19 protein-coding genes and 1 pseudogene are annotated in these 24,138 nt (G+C 59.1%); 9 read left to right on the forward strand and 11 right to left on the reverse strand.

Translation table 11 applies throughout. The features are described 5' to 3' along the window. Positions 1–122 precede the first annotated feature (122 nt). The 5 genes and pseudogenes from OVA03_RS13805 to OVA03_RS13820 form a co-directional block, all read right to left on the reverse strand. On the reverse strand, positions 123–707 hold the full coding sequence (locus OVA03_RS13805) for a Smr/MutS family protein (RefSeq protein WP_267525563.1): 585 nt from the start codon (positions 705–707) through the stop codon (positions 123–125). 3 nt (positions 708–710) lie between these two features. After that, positions 711–1,634 (reverse strand): 30S ribosomal protein S6--L-glutamate ligase, encoded by a 924-nt coding sequence (gene rimK / locus OVA03_RS17070; RefSeq protein WP_420710509.1) that lies wholly within the window; start codon positions 1,632–1,634, stop codon positions 711–713. A gap of 69 nt (positions 1,635–1,703) precedes the next feature. Then, a pseudogene (locus tag OVA03_RS17075) lies at positions 1,704–2,141 on the reverse strand (ATP-dependent zinc protease); the annotation flags it as partial. Positions 2,142–2,216: 75 nt separating this feature from the next. Then, entirely contained in the window at positions 2,217–4,610 is a 2,394-nt protein-coding gene (locus OVA03_RS13815; protein ID WP_267525567.1) for a PAS domain-containing protein, read from the reverse strand. A gap of 137 nt (positions 4,611–4,747) precedes the next feature. Then, on the reverse strand, positions 4,748–5,446 hold the full coding sequence (locus OVA03_RS13820) for a glutathione S-transferase family protein (protein ID WP_267525569.1): 699 nt from the start codon (positions 5,444–5,446) through the stop codon (positions 4,748–4,750). Positions 5,447–5,623: 177 nt separating this feature from the next. On the opposite strand from OVA03_RS13820, the gene OVA03_RS13825 reads away from it, so the two are divergent. Beyond that, positions 5,624–6,802, forward strand: a complete 1,179-nt coding sequence (locus OVA03_RS13825) for a Yip1 family protein (RefSeq protein WP_267525571.1) — start codon at positions 5,624–5,626, stop codon at positions 6,800–6,802. A gap of 5 nt (positions 6,803–6,807) precedes the next feature. Here the strand turns inward: OVA03_RS13825 and OVA03_RS13830 are convergent, their stop codons facing one another. Next, the gene (locus OVA03_RS13830) at positions 6,808–7,647 is read right to left on the reverse strand and encodes an alpha/beta hydrolase (RefSeq protein WP_267525573.1); all 840 of its coding nucleotides are present in this window, start codon (positions 7,645–7,647) and stop codon (positions 6,808–6,810) included. A gap of 154 nt (positions 7,648–7,801) precedes the next feature. On the opposite strand from OVA03_RS13830, the gene OVA03_RS13835 reads away from it, so the two are divergent. Next, on the forward strand, positions 7,802–9,226 hold the full coding sequence (locus OVA03_RS13835) for an HD-GYP domain-containing protein (protein WP_267525575.1): 1,425 nt from the start codon (positions 7,802–7,804) through the stop codon (positions 9,224–9,226). Between the two features lie 28 nt (positions 9,227–9,254). On the opposite strand, the gene OVA03_RS13840 is transcribed toward OVA03_RS13835, so the two are convergent. The 4 genes from OVA03_RS13840 to OVA03_RS13855 form a co-directional block, all read right to left on the reverse strand. Beyond that, positions 9,255–10,016 carry an ABC transporter permease gene (locus OVA03_RS13840; RefSeq protein WP_267525577.1) on the reverse strand — a complete coding sequence of 254 codons (762 nt, stop codon included), beginning with the start codon at positions 10,014–10,016 and terminating at the stop codon, positions 9,255–9,257. A gap of 168 nt (positions 10,017–10,184) precedes the next feature. Next, entirely contained in the window at positions 10,185–11,099 is a 915-nt protein-coding gene (locus OVA03_RS13845) for an ABC transporter ATP-binding protein (RefSeq protein ID WP_267525579.1), read from the reverse strand. An 86-nt stretch (positions 11,100–11,185) separates the two neighbouring features. After that, positions 11,186–12,076 carry a quinate 5-dehydrogenase gene (locus OVA03_RS13850; RefSeq protein ID WP_267525580.1) on the reverse strand — a complete coding sequence of 297 codons (891 nt, stop codon included), beginning with the start codon at positions 12,074–12,076 and terminating at the stop codon, positions 11,186–11,188. Between the two features lie 9 nt (positions 12,077–12,085). Further along, positions 12,086–12,982: a LysR family transcriptional regulator gene (locus tag OVA03_RS13855; protein ID WP_267525586.1), complete on the reverse strand. Its 897-nt coding sequence runs from the start codon at positions 12,980–12,982 to the stop codon at positions 12,086–12,088. Between the two features lie 138 nt (positions 12,983–13,120). Here OVA03_RS13855 and OVA03_RS13860 point away from each other — a divergent pair, with 138 nt between their 5' ends. The 7 genes from OVA03_RS13860 to OVA03_RS13890 all read left to right on the forward strand — a co-directional run bounded on the left by OVA03_RS13860 (position 13,121) and on the right by OVA03_RS13890 (position 22,036). After that, a complete protein-coding gene (locus OVA03_RS13860; RefSeq protein WP_267525588.1) occupies positions 13,121–14,395 on the forward strand; it encodes an NAD(P)/FAD-dependent oxidoreductase in 1,275 nt (424 codons plus the stop codon). 133 nt (positions 14,396–14,528) lie between these two features. Further along, complete coding sequence (locus OVA03_RS13865; protein ID WP_267525589.1) at positions 14,529–16,040, forward strand: aldehyde dehydrogenase family protein; 1,512 nt, start codon at positions 14,529–14,531, stop codon at positions 16,038–16,040. Continuing rightward, a complete protein-coding gene (locus OVA03_RS13870) occupies positions 16,033–17,196 on the forward strand; it encodes an acyl-CoA dehydrogenase (RefSeq protein WP_267525591.1) in 1,164 nt (387 codons plus the stop codon). Before OVA03_RS13865 ends, OVA03_RS13870 begins: the two co-directional genes overlap by 8 nt. Positions 17,197–17,416: 220 nt before the next feature. Then, complete coding sequence (locus tag OVA03_RS13875) at positions 17,417–18,556, forward strand: CaiB/BaiF CoA transferase family protein (protein WP_267525593.1); 1,140 nt, start codon at positions 17,417–17,419, stop codon at positions 18,554–18,556. Then, positions 18,553–20,256, forward strand: coding sequence for a thiamine pyrophosphate-binding protein (locus OVA03_RS13880; RefSeq protein WP_267525595.1), 1,704 nt, complete (start codon positions 18,553–18,555; stop codon positions 20,254–20,256). The genes OVA03_RS13875 and OVA03_RS13880 overlap by 4 nt, the downstream gene beginning before the upstream one ends. Before the next feature lie 20 nt (positions 20,257–20,276). Beyond that, entirely contained in the window at positions 20,277–20,720 is a 444-nt protein-coding gene (locus OVA03_RS13885) for an Lrp/AsnC family transcriptional regulator (RefSeq protein WP_267525597.1), read from the forward strand. Between the two features lie 62 nt (positions 20,721–20,782). Further along, positions 20,783–22,036 (forward strand): dicarboxylate/amino acid:cation symporter, encoded by a 1,254-nt coding sequence (locus tag OVA03_RS13890; RefSeq protein ID WP_267525598.1) that lies wholly within the window; start codon positions 20,783–20,785, stop codon positions 22,034–22,036. 16 nt (positions 22,037–22,052) lie between these two features. Here OVA03_RS13890 and OVA03_RS17000 read toward each other — a convergent pair whose 3' ends face one another. Next, positions 22,053–23,972, reverse strand: coding sequence for an isoaspartyl peptidase/L-asparaginase (locus OVA03_RS17000; protein ID WP_324291007.1), 1,920 nt, complete (start codon positions 23,970–23,972; stop codon positions 22,053–22,055). Positions 23,973–24,138: the final 166 nt, after the last annotated feature.

A 24,138-nucleotide genomic window follows, 5' to 3' on the forward strand; every position in this document is an offset into this window, starting at 1 on the left:
TACGCAAAACGGTCCCCCTCCCCGACACGCCGGGGAGGTATAAAATTACGACTTCATACCTCCCCAACTTGTTGGGGAGGAGGGAGGCCCGACAGGGCCGGAAGGTGGGGGCCTCTTTTGCCTTACCGTTGACGCTTCTTAAGCGCCACATACAACGCGCCTGAGCCGCCGTGGCGGGCGTGGGCTTGGGATATACCGGCAACCATGTATGACATAGCCGGATCGGCCAGCCATTCCGGGGCGTTGCGTTTGAGGATGCCGTTTTCCGCCATGCCTTTGCCGGTAATGACCAGGATGGCGCGGTAATCATTGGCGTAGGCCTGTTGCACAAACGCTTTCAGGCGGGCCTCAGCGGCGAGCTGGTTGAGGCCATGCAGGTCAAGGCGGGCTTCGATCGGGTCGCGTTCGCGGGTAATGCGGCGCTTGCGTTTCGGCTCAATCGGATCGGGTTCAAACGATGTGGCGCGCACCAGACGATAGCCGCCATCAGCCTTAATGGCATCACCGATTTTAAACGGCGTCAGAGGCTCGGCCTTCCGCAGCGGTTTAGCGACCATATCCGGCATGTCGCGAACCTTAAGCACTTCGGGCTCGGCGGGTTTGGCGGGGGCTATTTTGCGGGAGATTTTGCGCGAAATATAGGGCCGCACGGTCGCGGTCACCAGGGCCCAAAGCTTTTGATCTTCGCTTTTTGAGCCCTTCGCCACCGTTTACTCTCTCCGCAATAACCTTGGGCTTTTGGCCCCCAAACGCTGTATCGGCCGCATCCGGCCTTCGATGTGGCCGATGATCAGGTCGGCGACCTTCACACCCGATGCCTTCTCAATCCCTTGCAGGCCGGGTGAGGAATTGACCTCTAAGACCTTCGGGCCGGTTTTGGAACGCAAAATATCGACGCCCGCCACCTGTAAGCCCAAGGCGCGGGCGGCCTTTACCGCAATCTGAGCTTCTTCGGGCGAAATGTCCACACTGAGCGCATCGCCGCCCTGATGGAGATTGGCACGGAAATCACCGATCTTGGCGCGGCGCATCATGGCGGCCACCACCTTATGGCCGATGACGAAACAGCGCAGGTCCTCGCCGTCGGCTTCCTTGATAAACTCCTGCGTCAGCAGTTCGGCATCAAGGTCACGAAAGGCCGAAATAACGGACGATGCCGCCAGACGCGTATCGGCAAGTACGACCCCGCGCCCCTGCGCGCCCTTGGTCAGCTTGACGACCAGCGGCGCACCGCCAACCAGATCAACCACATAGTCGGTATCTTTCGGGGATTTGGCAAAGGCGGTGACCGGCATAGGGATGCCCTTGCGCGCCAGAACCTGTAAGGCATGGAGTTTATCGCGTGAGGCGGCAATGGCGTTGGAGCGGTTGAGGCAATAGGCGCCGGTGGTTTCAAACTGCCGCACCACCGCCAGACCATAGCTGGTCATCGGCACGCCAATGCGCGGGATTATCACATCGAACTGCGGCAAGGGCTTGCCGTCATAATGGACTTCCGGGCGCAGGACATTGATGTTCATATAGCAGCGCGAGGTGGTAATGGCCTCAATGACGTGATCGCGGCTTTGGGCGGCCTCAATTATGGACCGGCTGGAATAGTTGTGGGCGTCTTGGGTCAGAAGTGCTATCCGCAGCGGGCGGCGCACGGCGGGGGTTTCCGTGCCGCTATAGACCTCATAGGAGCGGGGCGGCAGGATCTGCGAGCGTACCGGATCGACCAGCGCGCCCATGCTCTCCAGCGCCTGGCGCCCCAATAACATGCGATAGGCCATGCCTTCGCGGTTGGTCAGGGACACTTCGATGGGGATCAGGCGGCCTTCGACATCGAGGCGGGTTTCGATAAAATAGCGCAATTCGGTTTCGCCGTTTGATGAGGTCACCTCGCGCTGACCGATGATGTCGGCGGAACAGACCACTTCGACATCATGGCGACCGGCGATCGGGTTGACTACGAAACGCACGCGCGGCCTGTTCTGCGTGCCGAACGGTTCAATATCGACGGCATGCAGGGATGAGGTGCGCGCACCCGTATCGACCTTGGCCTTGATGGCCGGAAGTCCCAGATCGGGCAGGCCCAGCCATTCTTCCCAGCCAAAGGTCAGGGGGGCGTTGAGTGATGGATTCTGGGCGGCATCAGTCATGAAAAATCCTCTGGCTACGGCCTATTCTACCTTTGGCCTTAGCGATGATCCATGACGGATTTTTGACTTTGAGCGCTAGTCTTCATCCGATTGCGTAAACGCCTGCAACTGGCGGGTCAGGCGCTCGCCGCGTTTACCAGCGACAAGGGCGGCTTCCGACAGGCGGCGGATGTTCTCAGGATTGTTCGACTGCTTTTGCATCATGTCGAGCGCGCCGTTGATCACATGCAGCATCTGGCCGAAATCATTAGCGACATTAAAGGTCAGGCGGCCCGCGGTTTCGTATTTCTGGGCCTGTTGCAGGGCTTCGTCCAGTTTGCGCGCTTTTTCCTCAAGCGAAGCCTTGCTGGCGATGGCCGAATTGAGGGATTGGCGCAGATCATCGAGTTCGTCGCGCAGTTTGGCAAGCTCGGCCACGTCGGCGGCGGCAACAGGGGCGGGAACCGGGGGCTCCGCCGGTTCGGGCGCGGCTTCGGGCACAGCCTCGATGACGGGCGCGGGCATAAGATGCTCTATCTCAAACGCCATGCCGATCAGGCCGTCAAACACGCCATTATCAAATGACGGCGTGACCTGCTCGATCAGGCGCACATAGTTGCCCTCACTATTACGAACGCGGTAGCTGATCTGACCGCCGCGGCTGCTCGTCATGAAATCTTTAAGCGTATCAAACAGTTCGGTCTGATCGTCAGGGTGCACGCAGTCGAGGAAGCCTTCGCCCATAAATTCGTGGGCCATCAGGCCGGTCAGATCATGCCAGTCGGCCGACAGGCTGATCAGGGTCGGTGTGCCGCTGCGTAACGTCCAAACGCGCGTCAGTTTGGCCAGGGTTTGGGCGACATCTCTGGCGGACGGCACGGCTACCGGTTCCGGTTCGGGCTCTGGTTCAGGGCGGGCTTTCAGGGCTTCGATCTCAGACATCAACGCCGATTGAGCCTCTGCGGTCGCTGTCTCTTGCGCCGCAGACACGGCGTCCGCCATGACCTGCTCCATGCGGGTGCGCTCAGAGGTTATGGCGGCCTCAATCTGCCCGGCGATATCGCTTTCGGCCCGGTTCAGCAGTTCAGCTTCAAGGGCGGGCCGCAAGCGGGCTTCGATCTGCTCGATGGTTTCAGCAGGCTCAGTGGGGGCCGCCACATCAGCGATTTGCGTCCGGTAGTCGCTGATGTCGAGCGCTATGCCCGATACGTCGCGGGTGCCATCGTCACGGGTTTCGGCGCGGCCCTTAAGGTTGATAAAGCGAAGCGGTTGACCTTTCGGCCCGACCCGCAGTTCGATATCGAGGGTATCGGTCTCCCCGGCCATCAGGGCGGCAAAGGCCTTGTCAGCAATAGCCTGATCCTCATCGGAAATCAGGGTTGGGCCGCCTGGGGTTTCGCGGCCGATCAGGCGGCGCATACCTTCGTCTTCGACAATGGTGTCGGCGTCGCGATCATAGACCCACACCCCGACGCCCAGATCAGCGCGGGCTTTTTCGGCCTGACGCAGATCTTCAAGCGCCTGTGCGGCGTCATCATCCAATGGGTTTGGTGCAGGCACCGCTAAGGATGCGGGCGCAGGCACGGCCATAACCGTCAGGCCCTGATCGGCGCCGTCAGGGGTGCGGACTTTCCACGCGCTGACCATAACCGTCTGCGCCGTGCCATCCGCACGTTTGAGGCTGAGGCTCAGCGGGGCGGGCGGGTTATGGGCGGCGGCATCGGCCTGAACCTCGGCCAGATAATCGACGGCACGCTGAAAATCTGTATCGCTGACAAAACTTTGGGCCCAGCTTTGACCCAGACTGTCATCGCGCGTGGTCGACAAAACATCGACCGCGGCCCCATTGAGATCCAGTACCTTACCGGCCAGATCAAGCCCCCAGAACGGCACAGAGGCGGCGGTGAACCAGTGGCCGCGCCATACGCCGGTGATGTCGCCAATGCCTTCACCAGCCTGAGATTCGATTTCGACAAAGGCCGCACTTGAGCCGGTGATTTCACCGTGGGGGCTGACGATCGGCATTGAGGTGACCGAGATCAGCACCTTACCGCGCGTGACCGGATGGGCCAGCATGTGCTGAAAGCCCTTAACCGTCTGGCCGCGCAGGGTGCGGGCGATCGGCAGCAAATCCGGCGGGATCATGCGGCCGTCGGGATAGGTTATGCCCCAGGTCGCGGAATGGAACCGAAGCCCGATCAGCTCAGAGTCCTTGCGGCCCAGCAACTGATGGGCGGCCTTGTTGGCAAAGGTAAATTTGCCGGTCAGGTCGGTTTCAACCAGTGCCACCGGCACGGCATTGAGCACGTTGAAAATGCGGCGCTCTAAGTTATCGACCTTGCGTTCCGAATTGTGCAAAAGGGTCTGGAACTGACGCACCTGAAAGGTTTTCAACGTCGCGATAACGCCGCAGGCCAGCGCCAGAAACAGAAGAATACCGGCGGCGGCACCCAGCACCATCACCAGATCGGCTTCAGTCTCCAGCAACATAACAACCCCTTTTACCGCACACGCGAACCTGATCTTCGGGGGCGCGGTGTGCATTTACGACACACTACCCCCTTCAGTTGTCAGTTTTAGCAAGAACTGTACCTATACGCCTGACGAGCGAATTATGCAGGCCCCGCCTATACAGATTCAGGTTGGGCGCGGTAGTCGGCAATTACGTCACCGGCGGCCTCAAGCTCGGCTTCATGGTCCGGATCGCGGGCCTTTTCCGCCAAAGCCGCTTCGTACCAGTTCTGCATCGATTCCAGATCCAGCAGGCGCTCGACATAGGCCATCGACTTTGGCGACAATTTAAGGCCGTAGCTGCGCACCCGAAACGCGACCGGACAGAAAAACGCATCGACCGCCGTAAATTTATCGCCTGCCAGAAACGGCCCGCCAAAACGCTTCAACCCGTCCAGCCACAGGGCCTCAAGCCGGTCGAGATCCTTTTGAAGCGCTGGGGTGACTTCACGCAGTTTGATACGCACGCCGCAGTTCATCGAACAGGTGTTGCGAAGCGCCGAAAACCCCGAATGCATTTCGGCGGCGGCAGAGCGCGCCCATGCCCGCGCGGCATGGTCTTTCGGCCAGACGGACGGGTGCTGCTCATAGACATATTCGGCGATAGCCAGCGAATCCCACACCGTCACACTGTGTTCGGTCAGGCAGGGCACAAGGCCGGTTGGTGAGAACTTCAGAAATTCGGTATTTTTGCCGTACCCGCCTTTGAAGAAGTTCATATGCTCGACAAATTCGATACCCAGTTCGCTTAACAGAACCCATGGGCGCAGCGACCATGACGAATAGTTCTTATTGGCGATGTAGAGATTGTACATAGGCCCGCACCCTGTAAAAGTTTGAATTCAGGTAATTATATTACGCTTTGGCCGTCGCTCCAAGCCGAATGAACGCGGGCCGTTTCACCGGTTACGCGAAATTTACCGTATCCGCATTGACCCCTTCTCGCTTATTGGTCATGTTTAACCGGATAAATTCAGGGCAATGGGGATAGCATGAACACGGTTGAAGACAACGATACAGCCGCCACGTCGCTTGTGGCGCGCATCCGTAATATCCTGCTCCAGCCGTCAGTGGAATGGGATAAAATCGCGCAGGAAACCACAACGGCCAAGGAGGTATTCAGCCGCTATGTGCTGATACTGGCCGCTATCCCGGCTCTGGCCACCCTGATCGGCAGTCAGATTTTCGGCGTCAATGCCTTCCTGTTCAGCGTTAAGCCGCCTCTGTGGCAGTCGGTCATGACGGCGGTGCTGGTCTACGGGTTGTCGCTGGTGTCGGTGTGGGTATTGTCACTGGTTATCAATGCCCTGACCCCGACCTTTCAGGGCGAAAAGAACCCGGCACAGGCCTATAAGGTTGCGGCCTACAGCAACACGCCGGGATGGCTGGCCGGTATTTTCAGCCTGATACCGCATCTGGGGGTGCTGGGGCTGCTGGGGCTTTATGGCATTTATCTGCTCTATCGCGGCCTGCCCCGTTTGATGAAGTCGCCGGTTGAGAAATCAACGACCTTTACGCTGGCCGTGGTGGTGGTCGGTATTGTCGTTAATCTGGTGCTGTTTGCGGTGGTGGCCCCGGTTATGGGGCTGGTTAGCGGCGCCGGGGCCAATATCGCCGCCAATGCCCCTTCCGAAGTGACGATTAATGGCAAAACCGTCGATGTGACGGGCCTGGAGGCCGCCGCCCGCAAGATGGAAGATGCTGCCGAAAAGATGCAGAACGCCGAGGCGGTCAAGGTTGTGGACCCGAACGTCCTCGAAGGCCTGATGCCGGCGATGGTGGCCGGTGCGGCGCGGGGCGAAGTGACCACCAGCGCCAATTCGGCCGGGCAATATTCCGGCTCAAGCGCCGAGGCTCAGTACCTGATCGAAGACGGCAATCTCAATGTCAAGGTCACGGATATTGGGGCCATGGGCGCTATGGCGGCGCTGGGTACGGCCATGAACGTCAATTCCAGCCGTAAGGTCGGTGAGTCCTATGAGAAAATCACTACTGAAAATGGCCGGTTAGTCTCGGAATCCTATGATGCCGACACCAAACATGGCAAATATTCGGTATTGGTGGCCGAGCGGATATTGATCGAGGCCGAGGGAGATAATGTCGAGATGGCCACCCTGAAAAGTGCCGTTGATGCGGTCGGTTTCACCCGCGCTGAAAAGCTTATCCAATAGGCTGGTTACTTCACGCCCAGAAACGGCCAGATGCTGCGCTCATAAAGACCATCGCGCACCAGCGTCGAATGGTCTGAGCCCTCATAGCGGGCAAAGGTCTTGGGCTGATTGGCAAGGTCATATAGCCTGACCCCGTGGTGGAACGGTATCACCGTATCGCGGTCGCCGTGCGCTATCAGCACCGGGATATGCACATCCTTGATCCGGTCGCGCGACAGGTATTTGTCCTTCATCAGGAACGATACCGGCAGCAGGGGATAGCGCTCCTGGCCCACATCCGAGGCGGCGGTGAACGGCGCTTCCAGTATCAGGGCGCGGGCCGGGCGTTGGGTCGCCAGCCATGTGGCCAAGCCTGAGCCGAGCGAATGGCCATGAAGCACAATCCGTTCCGGGGTGTAACCTTGCGTAACCAGCCAGTCATAGGCCGTGGCGGCATCGGTGAATAACCCCGTCTCGCTGGGGGTGCCGGTCGATCCGGCATAGCCGCGATAAGATAGGGCGAGAAACCCGACCCCTTCTTTGTACATGCGGATATAACGCCATTTGTGTTCGTGTATGCCGGAACCCTGCCCGCCGAAAAACAGCATCAGGGGCTTGCCCTCTTCCGGCGGCAGATACCAGGCCCGCAGGGTCTCACCATCGGGGGTCTTCAGGCGGATATCTTCGATGCCCGGCACGCCGTCAACCTTGGGGGCCGTGACGGTGGTGACGCTCTCGTACAGCATATTGTGCTGATTGACGTAGAGATAGCCCAGAATAAGCAGATAGACCCCAAGCGCCGCCACCAGGGCGATCCGTCCGGTAAGAAACAGGACTTTCAAAAAACCTGAGCGATGACGGGGCATGCGTATATCCGTGAGAACAAGAAGCGGTGGTTGTCCATAGCCTGAATCGTGTGCCGGCGCATCAGGCGATAGGGGTAAACTAATCTTAAGCCTGACAGGATAAGATGTCAGGTTTGTGAACTCAAAAAACCTTTGCGGTGGGGAAGGTCATATCGTGCATAAGGCACCGAAATTGCCGGATATTGCGGCAAAAAGCCTCAAGCTGTCGGAGCTTTTGGGGGCCTTGTCGCACGCGCTTGACATGACCGAAGGCCAGCCCGAAGGTCATTGCGTGCGCTGTGCCTATATCGGCATGCACATGGCCGATGAGCTGGAACTGAACGATCTTCAGCGCTGGGAACTATATTACGTCCTGCTGCTCAAGGATCTGGGCTGTTCGTCCAATGCCGCGCGTATCTGCCAGCTCTATCTGACCGATGACTTAAGCTTTAAGCGCGACTTCAAGGAAATCGATTCCGACCTGTCCAATATTTTGGGCTTTGTGATGTCGCACACCGGGCTGAAGGCCGATCTGGCCGCCCGGTTTCGCGCCACGATCAATATCTTTCAGAATGGCGGGGAGCTGTCACGCGAACTGATTGAGACGCGTTGTACCCGCGGTGCCGATATCGCGCGCCAACTGCGGTTTTCCGAAGCCGTGGCCATTGGTATTCGTGATCTGGATGAGCACTGGGATGGTAAGGGCCAGCCGCAAAAACTCAAAGGCCGCGAGATATCCCCCTATGCCCGTATGGCGCTTTTGACGCAGGTGGTCGATGTGTTCCACAGCAGTCACGGCCGGTTAGCGGCGGTTAATGAGGTCCAAAAGCGAGCGGGCACCTGGTTTGAGCCGGAAATGGCCGACGCGTTTCTTGAGGCTTCGGCGCGACCCGGTTTCTGGGAGGGCCTGTCCGATCCGGGTGTGAACGCACACGTTTACGGCCTTGAGCCTGCCAATCATGAAGTTGAACTGGACGAAGACTTTCTGGATGATATTGCCATCGCCTTCGGGCAGGTGGTCGATTCCAAAAGCCCCTATACCGCCGGCCATTCGGCGCGGGTGGCGCTCTATACCGATATGATGGGCGAGGTCTTGGGGTTGGATGCCCACGTTCGGCGCTGGCTCAAGCGGGCGGCTCTGCTGCATGATGTCGGAAAGCTGGGGGTTTCCAACACGATCCTTGATAAACCGGGCAAGCTGGACGGCGATGAGTGGGTGCAGATGCAAAATCACGCCTTCTATACCGAGCATATCCTGTCGCGCATTTCGGCCTTTGCTGAGCTGGCGCAGATCGCCGGTGCCCACCATGAGCGCCTTGACGGCAAGGGCTATCCGCATGGTTTGGCGGCTGACCAGATCAGCTTTGAAACCCGCATTATCTCTACGGCGGATTTCTTTGATGCTTTGACCGCCGACCGACCTTACCGGGCCGCCATGCCGGTGGGCAAGGCGCTCGATATCATTGGTGAAAGCGTGGGCACCGCCATCGATCCGGTCTGCTATGAAGCCTTGAAACGCGCCATAGACCTGATCGAGCGCAACGGCATTGATGACACCCTGATCATCAACGGTCAGGCCCCGGTTATGAAGGTGGCCTGAAACGGTGTCAAAAGTCTGCAAACGGATGTTACGTCCGCAGGCGGTAGCCGGTTTTGAATACCCATGAAATGATACCCACACAAACCGCCATGAACAGCACCGTCATCCCAAGGCTTACGGCGATATTGACATCGGCCTTGCCATAGAATGTCCAGCGAAAACCGTTGACCAGATAGACAATCGGATTGAACAGGGTGACGGTTTGCCAGGCGGGTGGCAACATGCTGATGGAGTAAAACGTCCCGCCCAGAAAGGTCAGGGGCGTGATGATCAGCATGGGCACGATCTGCAGCTTTTCAAACCCGTCAGCAAGTATGCCTAAGATAAACCCGAACAGTGAAAACGTGACGGCAATCAGCACCAGATAGCCGGCGGTGGCCAGCGGATGGATAATCTCAAACGGCACAAACAGGCGTGCGGTGCCAAGGATGATGGTGCCGATAATCACTGACTTGGTAGCGGCAGCACCCACATAGCCCAGCAGCACTTCGCCGACCGCTATGGGGGCAGACAGTACCTCATAGATGGTGCCGGTAAAACGCGGCAGATAGATGCCAAAGGATGAGTTGGATACGCTTTCCGTGAGCACGGTCAGCATGATTAGACCCGGCACAATAAATGCGCCGTAGGATACGCCGCCGATCTGCGTCATCTGGCTGCCGATGGCTGAGCCAAAGACGATGAAATAGAGCGAGGTCGACAGAACGGGTGAGGCGATGCTCTGGAAAATGGTGCGCAAAAACCGTCCCATTTCAAAGGCGTAGATTGCAGATACGGCGTGCAGGTTCATGCCTTGTCCTCCATTAGTGCACTGCCTCATTCATTTGCTAAAGCTTGCGGCTGCCTTGAGAGCAAATGAATGAGGCAAAAGTGCACTATTAACTAATTAATTCTAGCGCAGTTTACGATGCGGACATTTGATATCGAGTGTGGGGCACCCGTGGATCAAATGTCCGCATCACTGCACTAGCGTGACGAAGATGTCCTCCAGCGAGGAGCGGTTCATATTTATGGACGTGAAATCCATGCCCGACTGGGCCAGCCGTTTAATCAGATCGGCCGGGGCTTCGTCGTTTTCGTCGCCGTCAATGACATAGGTCAGGGTTAGCCCGTCCGCAGAGATTAGCGGCGTGTGACCGTCGATGGCCGGTGCCGCCGAGGTCGGCTCTTTCAGGCCGATGACCACTTCGGTGCGCCCCAGTTTTCGCATCAGGGCGGTCTTGTCTTCGACAAGCATGATCTCACCCTTATTGATCACCCCGATGCGATCGGCCATGTCTTCGGCCTCTTCGATATAGTGGGTGGTCAGGATGATGGTCACGCCCTGTTCACGCAGGCGGCGGACCATCTGCCACATGTCGCGCCGAAGTTCGACATCGACGCCAGCGGTCGGTTCATCCAGAAACAGGATTTTCGGTTCATGCGACAGGGCCTTGGCGATCAGCACACGCCGCTTCATACCGCCGGACAGGGTGGCGATCTTGGCGTCCTTCTTGTCCCACAGGCTGAGGTCTTTCAGGATTTTTTCCAGGTATTTTTTGTTGGGTTTCAAGCCAAACAAACCGCGACTAAAGGCAACCGTGTTCCAGACTGTCACAAACATGTCGGTGGCCAGTTCCTGCGGCACCAGTCCGATCTTGGCGCGGGCCGCCCTGAAATCCTTAGATATATCATGGCCATCGGCGATGACCGTGCCACCGGTTGGGCGCACCAAGCCGCATACCGCGCCGATCAGGGTGGTCTTACCCGCGCCATTTGGCCCCAGCAGCGCAAATATTTCGCCGCGACGGATATCGAGATCTATGCCTTTGAGGGCTTTATGGCCGCTGGCATAGGTTTTCTCCAGGCCCTTGATAGCGATAATCGAATCCACGGCCGCCCCTTATATGATTATGTACCGGTTCGGATAAATATAAGGCGGCGGGCGGCAGACGCAATGCGCAATTTACAATAAACTTGTTACAGCAGACTGGCTGCCGCTAGGTCCTGCGAGGCTTCACCGACGCTTTTGAAGACGGTAAAGCCTGCGGGCGGATCGAAATCGGGATCACACAGGTCGCGCAAAGTGCCCCTGATGTCATCAAAGCTTAAGTCCTTGACATCCCCAGCCTCAGACAGGGCGGTCAGGGTATCGACAAAGACATGGCCTTTGCGGAGGGCGGCATCATCCGCTTCGCGCATGTCCGGCGTAAAGCCGCCGATCAGGGCCAGATGCTGATGGGAGTTGAGCCACTCACCCAGAATTATGGGTTGATGGCTTAAGGTCGCGCAGGCAATGATATCGGCGCGGGCGACCTCGGCAGGCAGGTCGTTGCATACCCTTGCCTCAAAGCCGTCCGCGCTCAGTTTTGCGGCCAGAGTTTCGGCATGTGCGCGGGTCGGACTATAGACGCTGACCTGCGTGATCGGGCGCACGGCCCGGTAAGCATAGGCAAGTTCCGAGGCGATCCGTCCGGAGCCCATCAGCAGTAGACGTTTGGCATCGGGTGCGGCCAGTCGGCTGGCGGCTATGGCGGCCACGGCGGCGGTGCGGCGGGCGGTCAGTTCTGCGCCATCGATCAGGGCCAGATGCTCATGGGTTGTGCCATCAAACACCAGGTATGAGGCATTGACGCTGACCTTATGGCGGGCGGCATTGCCGGGGGTGACGTGGACGATTTTGAGGCCCCCGACCGATGGGCTCCAGGCGGGCATAAGCAGCAGAGTGGCATCGTCTTCGCCCTCGCGCGGGATGGTGATCTGGCTGCGGGCGGGCACTTGGGTTTCGGCGCGCAAACGCGGCGGCAGTTCGGTGACCAGACGGTCATAGCTAAGCTTTTGGCGAACCTCTTCGGCGGTGACTATGCGCATGGTTTTCCCCTATCTGAACGACGCGGTTTCATTGAGCAGCCACTGCTTGAAGGCCGTAAGCGGCGGATGCTGGGCGCGCTCAAACGGCCAGACCAGATAATAGGCCTCTTCGCTCTTAAGCGGCAGATCCAGCGCGCGCACCAGTTGGCCGCTCGATAACTCTTCCTCGATCAGAAAGGTCGGCAGAAGCGCCACCCCAAGGCCGGAACGGGCCACTTGAGCGGCTGTGGCAAACTGATCGAGCAACATGCCCTGCACGCTTTCAGCCCCCGCGCCATAGGCTGCCAGCCAGCGCTCCCAGGCATCAGGCCGCGAGGTTAGGTGCAGCAACGGCGCCTGACGCAGATCATTGGGCTCGCGGAAATCATAGCGGGCCTTAAGCTGCGGGCTGCACGCCGGTACGACCTCTTCGGTGCGCAGCAGGGCCATTTCCGTGCCGGGCCAGTTGGCGTGGCCGAAATGAATGGCCGCGTCCATGGTCTCCAGCCGGAAATCGAAGGTGTTGATGCGGGTCTTAAGGTTGAGCGTAATGCCTGGATGCTGCGCCAGAAAGGTCGGCAGGCGCGGCGCCAGCCAGCGCGTCCCAAAGGTCGGCAGGATGGCGAGGTTGAGTGTGCCGCCCATCGGATTGGCGCGCAGATTAAGCGAGGCCGTACGGATGGTTTTCAACGCTTCGCGAATTTCACGGGCATAGGTTTCCCCGCCGGAAGTCAGGCGCACGGTCTGGCGTTCCCGATGGAACAGATTGACCTCCAGTTGCGCCTCTAACGCGGCGATCTGGCGGCTGACGGCGCTCTGGGTCAGGTTCAGTTCACGCGCGGCGGCGGTGATTGAGCCCAGGCGGGCCGTGGCCTCAAAAGCCGACAGGAGCGACAGTGACGGCAGGAAGCGGCGGGGTGACAGCATGTTATGCCATTTCAGAATGATCTTTTGCCAAAACAGTCATTGTTATTAGCGTTTCGTCAGCGTAAAACAGGTTGTAACATTACGCAAGCGAATGATCTTGCGTATAAACCCAATCTCAGGGGCACCGGGGAAACCGACATGTCACTCACCCACGGACTTTGGCAGGCTACGGCACCTGATGCCCCGCACACGGCGACGCTGACGGGTGATGTGCGAGTCGATGTCGCCATTGTCGGGGCGGGTTATACCGGATTGTCGGCGGCGCTTAATCTGGCGGAGCGGGGCCTGTCGGTGGCGGTAATCGAAGCCAAACACATTGGTTTTGGCGGGGCGGGCCGCAATGTCGGCCTGGTTAATGCCGGTATGTGGGTTATGCCTGATGAGTTGCCGAAGGTGCTTGGGGCCGTGCATGGTGAGCGCCTGCTGAGCGTGCTGGGTGACGGGCCGCAGGAAGTGTTTGCGCGGGTGGCTAAGCACAACATTGACTGCGAACTGCAAACGGCAGGCACCCTGCATTGTGCGGTTGGCCTATCGGGTATCAAGGAATTGCAGCAGCGGGCGCAACAATGGCAGGCGCGGGGGGCGGCTGTGCGGTTGCTGGATGCGGCGGAAACCGCGCAAAAGATGGGATCAAACGCCTATCCGGCGGCGCTGCTGGATCTGCGGGCCGGAACTATCCAGCCGCTGGCCTATGTGCGCGGTCTGGCGCGGGCGGCGATTGAGGCGGGGGCTAAGGTGTTTACCGGCAGTCCGGTCAGTGCGATTGAAGCTGCGGGCGATCAGTGGCGCGTGGTAACCGATGGCGGATCGGTGACGGCGAACTGGGTGATCATGGCGACCGATGCCTATGCCAAAGGACCGTGGGATATTATCCGGACAGAGCAGGTGCATCTGCCCTATTTCAATATGGCGACGATCCCTTTACCGGAGGATATCCGGCGCAGCATTTTGCGGCAAGGTCAGGGGGCGTGGGATACGGCTGAAGTGTTGTCGTCGTTTCGGATGGATGCGCAGGGACGGCTGGTCTGGGGCTCGGTAGGGGCGCTCAGACATGGGGCGCGCGGCGTGCATCGCGAGTGGGCGAAACGGGCCATGACGCGGGTCTATCCGCAACTCAAAGGTATCGGTTTTGAGCATGAATGGTTTGGCTGGATCGGCATGACCGATGATAATCTGCCGCGCTTTCATCGCTTTGCCGACCGGGCTGTGGGGGTGTCAGGCTATAATGGTCGTGGCATCGCGCCGGGCACAGTCATGGGGCGCGTGCTGGCCGAACATGTCGCCGGAGACTTGCACGCAGACGATCTGCCCTTGCCGGTGACAACGGCGAAATCGGCGGACTTACGGGCCGCAAAAGAGATTTATTACGAAGCCGGTGCGGCAATGCTGCATGCGGTTGAGCACAGGCTTTAATCCTTCTCCCCGCTGGCGGGGAGAAGGTGGCTGAAGCGTAGCGAAAGCCGGATGAGGGGCCGTCACTGGGGTTGCCCCTCACCCCAGCCCTCTCCCCGCACGCGGGGAGAGGGGGTTATGGAAGGAAGACAGAATGAGCGCGGATACACGGATTTTGCTGGAAAGCCTTGGGGTTACGTCTGGCCACACGGGCGGGACGTTGAAGGTTCATTCGCCCAATACGGGTGAGTTGATTGCGGAGGTGGTCGAAACCTCAGTGTCGCAAACCGTCGCGCATATCGACGCCGCCCATCAGGCCTATCTGCAATGGCGGCTGATTCCGGCGCCCAAGCGGGGCGAACTGGTGCGGTTGTTCGGCGAAGAACTGCGGGCGCACAAGGACGCTCTGGGCAAGCTGGTCTCGGTCGAAGCGGGTAAGATCACCTCCGAGGGCTTGGGCGAAGTGCAGGAGATGATCGACATCTGCGACTTTGCGGTCGGCCTGTCGCGGCAACTGTACGGCCTGACTATTGCGACGGAGCGGGCCGATCACCGCATGATGGAAACCTGGCATCCGCTCGGTGTCGTCGGTATTATTTCGGCGTTTAATTTCCCGGTTGCCGTGTGGGCGTGGAATGCCTGCTTGGCGCTGGTGTGCGGCGATGCGATCGTGTGGAAGCCGTCGGAGAAAACACCGCTGACTGCCTTGGCCACCCATGCCCTGTTTGAGCGCGCACTGGCCAAATATAAGGCCGCGGGTTTCACCGCACCCGAAGGTTTGTCGGCGCTGCTGATCGGTGGCAAAGCGGTCGGCGAGGCTCTGGTAGATCACGAAAAGGTGGCGCTGGTATCGGCCACCGGATCGACGGCCATGGGTCGTGCGGTTGGGCCAAAACTGGCCGCCCGCTTTGCCCGCGCTCTGCTGGAACTGGGCGGCAATAATGCGGCGATTATCGCCCCCTCCGCTGATCTTGATCTGGCGCTGCGTGGGGTAGCGTTTGCGGCCATGGGTACAGCCGGTCAGCGCTGCACGACCCTGCGCCGTTTGTTTGTCCATGACAGTATTTACGATGCCTTCGTGCCGCGCCTGAAGCAAGCCTATGGCTCCGTCAAGGTCGGTCATCCGCTCGAAAACGGCACTCTGATCGGGCCTCTGATCGATGCGCACGCGTTTCAGGGTTTTGAGAAAGCGCTGGATGAAGCGCGCGGTGTCGGCGGTAAGGTGACCGGCGGTGAGCGCGTCGATATTAACGGTGCTCATAGCTATTACGTGCGTCCGGCGCTGGTCGAAATGGATGCCCACATGGGGCCGGTTCTGCGGGAAACCTTCGCGCCGATCCTCTATGTCATGCGCTATTCGGATATCCGTGACGCGATTGATCTGCAAAACGCCGTGGGGGCGGGCCTGTCGTCGTCGATCTTTACCAACGATATCCGCGAAGCCGAATTGTTTGTCTCGGCCGCAGGTTCCGATTGCGGTATCGCCAATGTCAATATCGGGCCATCGGGGGCGGAAATCGGCGGGGCGTTTGGCGGCGAAAAAGAAACCGGCGGCGGGCGTGAATCGGGCTCAGACTCGTGGCGCGCCTATATGCGCCGCGCCACCAACACCATCAACTACGGCACGACCCTGCCCTTGGCTCAGGGGGTCAAGTTTGATGTTTAACTGGAGCGATCCGTTTTTGCTCGACGCTCAACTATCCGATGAAGATCGGATGATCCGGGATGCGGCGCATGACTATGCGCAATCGTCGCTGATGCCGCGGGTGCTGAAAGCCTATGCCGAAGAAGATACCGACCGCGCCATCTTCACCGAGATGGGTGAACGCGGATTGTTAGGGGCGACCCTGCCGGAGGAATACGGTGGCGCGGGGGCCAGTTATGTCGCTTACGGTCTGATCGCGCGTGAGGTCGAGCGGGTCGATAGCGGCTATCGCTCGATGATGAGCGTGCAGTCATCCTTGGTCATGTATCCGATCCATGCCTATGGCTCTGAGGCGCAAAAGCAGAAATATCTCCCCAAGCTGGCGTCGGGCGAATGGATCGGCTGTTTTGGGTTGACGGAGCCGGATGCCGGCTCTGACCCCGGTTCGATGCGGTCTGTGGCACGCAAAACTGACGGCGGTTATGTGCTGAATGGCACCAAGATGTGGATCTCCAATTCCCCCATCGCCGATGTGTTTGTGGTCTGGGCTAAGCTGGACGGGGTGATCCGCGGCTTTGTTTTGGACAAGGGATTGACGGGCCTGAGCGCCCCGAAAATCCACGGCAAGCTGTCCTTGCGCGCCTCGATCACCGGTGAGATTGTCATGGACAATGTCGAGGTTGGTGGCGACGCCATTCTGCCCGATGCCTCCGGCCTCAAAGGGCCATTCGGGTGTCTGAACCGGGCGCGCTATGGGATTGCCTGGGGCGTGATGGGCGCGGCGGAAGACTGCTGGCATCGGGCGCGGCAATACGGCCTTGACCGGGTGCAGTTCGGCCGGCCTTTGGCGCAGACGCAGTTGTTCCAGAAGAAGCTGGCCGACATGCAGACCGAGATTACGCTGGGCCTGCAGGCGGCGCTTCGGGTGGGGCAATTGTTTGATGCCGGACAGATGCAGCCTGAGATGATCTCGCTCATCAAGCGCAACAATTGTGGCAAGGCGCTGGAGATTGCCCGTCACGCCCGCGACATGCACGGCGGCAACGGCATCCATGAAGAATACCACGTCATGCGCCACGCCCAGAACCTGGAGAGCGTCAATACCTACGAAGGCACCCACGATGTCCATGCGCTGATCCTCGGTCGTGCGCAAACGGGCCTTCAGGCGTTTTATTGAAACTCAGGCAAAAGTCCTTCGGGCAAAGCCCTCAGTGTACTTTTTGCCTGTAAGGGAAGAATTAGGAACGGATAATGATATTATGTGTTCATCTTTCTCCGCCCCCGTTTACGGGGGAGGGGGGCCGCGTAGCGGTGGAGGGGGGAAACTTACAGCCGTGCCCCCTCCGTCAACCTTACGGCTGCTACCTCCCCCGCGATCGCAGGGGAGGAGATAAGCTTTGAAACCCCTCTCCGGCATCAAAGTCTTAGAACTGGCGCGGATACTGGCGGGGCCGTGGGCCGGTCAGGTGCTGGCCGATCTGGGCGCCGAGGTCATCAAGGTTGAACGCCACGTTGAGGGCGATGACACCCGTGGCTGGGGCCCGCCGTTTGTCCATGACACCGACGGCAGCGTCTGGGGGGCCGCCTATTTCCATGCCACCAATCGCGGCAAATCCTCAGTCTGTCTAGATATGGCGACACCCGAAGGGCAGGACGCGATCAAGCGGCTGGTGTCCGACGCCGATGTGGTGATTGAGAACTTCAAGGTCGGCGGCTTGAAAAAATACGGCCTCGATTACGACGCCTTAAAAGCCGTCAATCCGCGTCTGGTCTATGTGTCGATCACCGGCTTCGGACAAGACGGACCCTATGCGCACCGTGCGGGCTATGACTACATCATTCAGGGTATGTCGGGCCTGATGGATATTACCGGTGAGCCGCACCGCGAACCGCAAAAGGTCGGCGTGGCGGTGGTCGATCTGTTCACCGGTGTCTATGCCTCAACGGCTATTCTGGCGGCCTTGCGTCAGCGCGATATGACCGGTGAGGGCAGTCATATCGACATGGCCCTGATGGATTGCGCGGTCGCCATGCTGGCTAATCAGGCGATGAATTATCTGACATCAGGGATATCGCCGTCGCGGCTTGGCAATGCCCATCCCAATATTGCGCCCTATCAGGTGTTTCAGGTCAAAGACGGCCACGTCATTGTCGCGGTTGGCAACGACCATCAGTTCCGGCGGTTCTGTCAGGTGCTGGAGGCCGACTATGTGGCTGAAAACACTGCATATCAAACCAATGCCGGACGGGTGGCCGCGCGCGTGCAGCTTGAGGCCGCACTTACCCCCTTCATGATGATGCACACGCGGGCAGAGTTGCTCGCCAAACTGGAGGCGGCGGGCGTACCGGCCGGGCCGATCAATCGCATCGGTGATGTGTTTAACGACCCGCAGGTTATTCACCGCGGCATGAAGCTGGAGTTGGGGGCGGTGTCCGGCGTGGCATCGCCGATTGTTATCAATGGCGAGCGCATGGTGGCCGATGGGCCATCGCCAAAACTGGGACAGGGGAAATCGGATTGGGAGACGCTAACATGAAGAACGCCCCTCACCCCAGCCCTCTCCCCGCAGGCGGGGAGAGGGAGCGTATGCGTACCGGCGGACAAATCTTGGTTGATCAGTTGAAGATCAACGGCGTGGAGCGCATCACCTGCGTGCCGGGGGAATCCTATCTGGCCGCCCTTGATGCCATGTACGATGCTGATATCGACGTGCTGATCTGCCGCAACGAAGGCGGGGCGGCGATGATGGCCGAAGCCTATGGCAAGCTTACGGGTAAGCCCGGCATCTGTTTTGTGACGCGTGGGCCCGGGGCGACCAATGCCGCCCACGGCGTCCATATTGCGCAGCATGATGGCACGCCGATGATCCTGTTTGTCGGGCAGGTCGAGCGCGCCTTTCTAGGGCGCGGGGCGTTTCAGGAGTTGGACTATGTGCGCGCTTTTGAAGGTATCGCCAAATGGGTCGTGGAGATTTCCGATCCCAGGCGCATCCCGGAAATGGTCGCCCGTGCCTTTCGCGAGGCCCTGCAGGGCCGTCCGGGGCCGGTGGTAGTGTCCTTGCCCGAAGACATTCTGACCGAAATGGCCGAGGTGGCGGATGCCCCGCCTGTTGAGCCGGTGGATGCCGCGCCATCGGTCGCGGATATGCAGGCCTTTGCCGATCTGTTGGACGGTGCGGAAAATCCGCTGATCATCCTGGGCGGATCGCGCTGGACGGTCGAAGGGTGTGCTGCGGTGGCTGAGTTTGCGAGAGCTTTTGATGTGCCGGTGGCGACCGAGTTTCGCCGCACGTCGCTATTTCCGGCTCACCATCCTGGCTATGCCGGTGATCTGGGCTTTGGGCAAAATCCGAAGCTGTCGCAACGGATCAAGGACGCAGACCTGCTGATCCTGCTGGGCGCGCGGATGGCCGAGGTGCCGTCCAATGGTTATACCCTGATCGATGCGCCCAAACCCCGTCAAAAACTGGTGCATGTTTTCCCCGATGCCGCAGAGATTGGGCGGGTTTATCAGCCGACACTTGGCATCGTCAGCGCGCCGGATCAGTTTGCGAAAGCCTTGACCGCGTTAGGCCCCTCACTGGATCATCAGGGCGGGGGAAGGGCGGCGGTTGCCCATGCCGATTGGCAGGGCTGGACCACGACACCCGCTCAGATCCCCGGTGCGTTTCAGTATGGTGAGGTCATGGTCTGGCTGCGGGAAAACCTGCCGCCGGAGACGGTCATCACCAATGGCGCGGGTAACTATGCGATCTGGGTGCATCGCTATTGGAGGCATGACAAACCGTTCACGCAGGTTGCCCCCACATCAGGCAGTGTTGGCTATTCGGTGCCCGCGGGCATTATGGCCAAGCGCCAGTGCCCGGATGTGCCGGTAGTGACCTTTGCCGGTGACGGCTGCTTTCTGATGAACGGCAATGAATTCGCAACGGCCGTGCAATACGATATCCCCGTCATTATCATCGTCATAGACAATGGCATGTGGGGCACCATCCGCATGCATCAGGAGCGGGAATATCCGCACCGGCCGATCGGGACAGACCTGAAAAACCCGGACTTCGCGGCCTATGCCCGCGCCTTTGGCGGCCATGGTGAAGCCGTGCGCACGACGGCAGAGTTCGCTCCGGCCTTTAAGCGGGCGCAGGCGTCCGGAAAACCGGCCATCATTCACTGTTTCATCGATCCGCAGGCCATTACACCGGCTAAGACCTTGCAACAGGTTTCCGAAGGAGGTTAAGTTGGCATGGAGAGGGCCCCATGACCGACGCGCTGAAACTGGATGAGACGGACCGAAAGCTGCTGGCCATGCTGCGTGAAGATTCGCGCCACGGCATCTCGCATCTGGCCAAGGAACTCGATATCCCCCGCACTCAGGTCTATACGCGGCTGGAGCGCTTTGAAACCGACGGCATTATTGCCGGCTATACGGTCAGGTTAGGGGCGGCCTTTTCCAAGGCCCGCATGCGCGCCCATGTCATGATCAAATGCCTGCCGAAATTTAACGCTCAGGTGGCGGTCGAACTGGCTGAAATTTCAGAAATAAGCGCCATCCACGCCATCAGCGGCGTCTATGATGTCATCGTTATGGTTGAGGCGGCGGACAGTGTCGAACTGAATGATTTGCTGGACCGTATCGGCGCGTTGGAGGGGGTTGAGCGGACCACGACCTCGGTGATACTGGCGACCAAGCTGGAGCGATAAAACCGTTGCGCCTGCAATCGGTTATATGCCACGGTTAAGGATTGAAGTGTCGGGAGTCGTTCGTGAAAAACAAGTTTGCGCTGTTTGTGGTGGCGTCCATGGTTCTGGGCGTCGGGGTTGGTTATTACTGCAATCAGTATCTGGGCGAGGCCGATACCGCCACAGCGCTTGAGACCTTCAAGACCATCACCGACATTTTCCTGCGCCTGATCAAGATGATCATCGCCCCGTTAGTGCTGACGACGCTGGTGGCCGGGATTGGCCACATGGAAGACGCCGCCGCCGTCGGGCGCATCGGTGCCAAGACCATGGCCTGGTTCTTAGGGGCCTCAGTCGTGTCGCTGGTCATGGGGATACTCATGGTCGAATGGCTTCAGCCGGGGGCGGAAATGGCCCAGATGGCCGCCGCCGCCGGTGAGGGCCTGACAGCGCCTACGGCCACGACTTTCAGCGTTTCCGGCTTTATCTCTCATCTGGTGCCGTCGTCGATCATCGATGCCATGGCCAGGAACGAGATTTTGCAGATCGTGGTGTTTGCGGTCTTTGTCGGCACGGCGGTCAGCATGCTCGACAACAAGGCCCCGCAGATCATGCATCTGGTTGAGCAGATGGCCGAGATTATGCTGAAAGTGACCGAACTGGTCATGAAGTTTGCCCCGTTTGCGATTTTTGCGTCCCTTGCCGCGACCGTGACGAAACAGGGCCTGCCGGTGCTTGTCACCTATGCCAAGTTTGTCGGCGGGTTCTACCTGTCGCTGGGGATGTTGTGGGGCTTGCTGTTCCTGCTGGCGCTGCTGATCACCGGTAAGGTCGCGTTCCGGCTGTTTGGCAATATCCGCGAAGCCACCCTGTTGTCGTTTTCAACGGCATCAAGTGAGGCAGCATATCCTAAGTTGCTGGAAGCCCTGCCGAAATCAGGTGTGCCGCGCAAGATCGTCTCGTTCGTCCTGCCGCTGGGTTATTCGTTTAACCTCGACGGTTCGATGATGTATTGCACCTTTGCGACCCTTTTCATCATGCAGGCCCACGGCGTGCAGTTGTCGGTGCAGCAGATCATCGCCATGCTGTTTTTGTTGCTGATAACGTCCAAAGGTATCGCCGGTGTGCCGCGCGCGTCATTGGTGGTCATCATGGCGACCCTGACCTATTTCGGCTATCCCGAAGCGTGGATCGGGTTGGTGCTGGCGGTCGATCACCTGCTTGATATGGGCCGTTCCGCCACCAATGTCGTCGGCAATACGGTCGCCTCCGCCGTTGTGGCTAAATGGGAAGGGCAGCTTGATAAGGACGAGGTGCCGGCGCCTGAGAAGGTTTAGGCACTGCCTGATCAGGTTACTTCAACACCTCATCGGCATAGATGGCGGTGGCGGCAGATTTGGTCGCGGAAACCAAACCGCGATACATGCCCAGATCATTAATCCCGAAGGCAGGCTCACCGGCGGCGTCCATGGCGATCAGACCGCCGTCGCCGCCGATGGCACCGACCGACATGATGGTATCTTGGGCGGCCGAAGCGATGTCCTGACGGTTCCAGGCCACGCGATCACAAACCTGACGGGCGGCACTATCACGGATGAAATATTCGCCTGATCCGGTGGCCGATACCGCGTACGCGCCGTTTTTGGCATAGGTGCCCGCACCTATGATCGGCGAATCCCCGATACGGCCCCATTTCTTACCGGTCAGGCCGCCGGTTGAGGTCGCCGCCGCCAGATTGCCGTTTTGATCCAGCGCCACGGCCCCAACGGTTCCAAATTTGTGCGTGTTATCAACAGCGGCCATGTTTTTCTGTTTCCAGGCCTTAAGCTGATCCCAGCGTTCCTGCGTGAAGAAATATTTCGGATCGACCTGCTCAAGTCCCTGTTCGACCGAAAATCTATCCGCCCCATCGCGCGCCAGCATGACCCGGCCTGATTTTTCCATGACACGGCGGGCCAGAGTAATCGGGTTCTTGGTGCGGGTCACACCGGCCACGGCTCCGGCTTTTTGCGTCGCCCCATCCATGATAGCGGCGTCCAGTTCGTTGATGCCTTCGGCGGTGAAGACCGCGCCCTTACCGGCATTGAACAGAGGGTTGTCTTCCAGTACGCGCACCGTGGCTTCGACCGCATCAAGGGCCGTGCCGCCGCGCTCAAGAATGGCCTGTCCGGTTTTCAGCGCCTCATTAAGACTGGCGCGATAGGCGGCATCTTTTTCAGGCGTCAGGTCGCCGCGTTCGATCACGCCGGCGCCGCCATGGATGGCCAGAGACCAGAGCTGTTTTTCGCGCATCACGCCATTGGTGACGGTATAGCGTTTTTCAAAAGCCGGTTTCGCCACTTTACGGGTAACGACGTTGAATGTGCTGTCGGCCCCTATGCCGGTGGCTTTGATATTATCGACGCTAAGCGGTGTGCTGGCCTTGGCGGCTTTGGCATCGACCGGCTCAAACAGCCAGGCATAGCCGCCGATATTGCTGTAAACGCGCGCCGTGCCGTCGCCTTCGACCGTCAGAACGGTCTGTTCATCTATGCCTAAACCGACCAGAGGCTTATCTGTCATGGTCTGAGCCTTGGCCAGAAACGCGACCAATCGGCCCTGACGGTTACGCTCCTTGAAGTGGCTGTCGGTGACCACGCCTTTAAGCTGAGGAATATGCAGGAAATCGCCTTCGATGGTGACCGCAGGCCCCAATGGATCAGCCAAAGCTTCGGGACTGTTGACGCTGCCGCCGTCCATGGCGCCGTAAAGATATTCGCCCTGTACGGCCAGGCCCGCGCTGGTGCCGCCTATCGGCTTTCCAGCCTTGATATGGGCGTTGAGGGCCGTCTGAACCGGGGTGTCGCGCCAGAAGCGGACATAGTTGGCCTGATCGCCACCCGCCAGAAAAATACCGTCAGCCGATTTGAGCGCCGCCAGAATGACCGGATCAAAAGCGGCCTTACGGTCATGGAACACAAAGGTGCGGATCGAGGCAAAACCGCCAATCTTGTCGTACATTTCATCGGCTGTGCTGGTTGTACCTGATGCGCGCAAAACGACGATATGACCGTTGCCGGATTTTTTGGCAAACCAGCGGAACGCCTCATAGGGCCATTCGCCGCCGCCGCTCATCAGCACGCCGGGGGTCGGTTTGCCGGTACGTTTGGCCGTCTCTTTGCCGATGATAAAGGTCTGATAGCCTGTATCAGTTGGCACCTGCGCTGTGGCCGGTGACAACGCACCGCACAAGGCGGTAAGACCAACCACTATAGCTTTGAGCCAGTTCCCCATGAGGTATCCCCTGAAATGATCTGCCGCAATGTTACAATTATGTGTCACTTGGGGCGCAATTAGCGCGCTTAGGACATATTGTTTGCAGATGCGTACAGATTGTGATCACAATTCATCAACTTATTGGCCAGTTTTCGCAGTTTGGCAATAGGCGCAGGGCGCGCAC

The organism is Asticcacaulis sp. SL142 (genome assembly GCF_026625745.1).
In the GTDB taxonomy this organism is placed as follows: domain Bacteria; phylum Pseudomonadota; class Alphaproteobacteria; order Caulobacterales; family Caulobacteraceae; genus Asticcacaulis.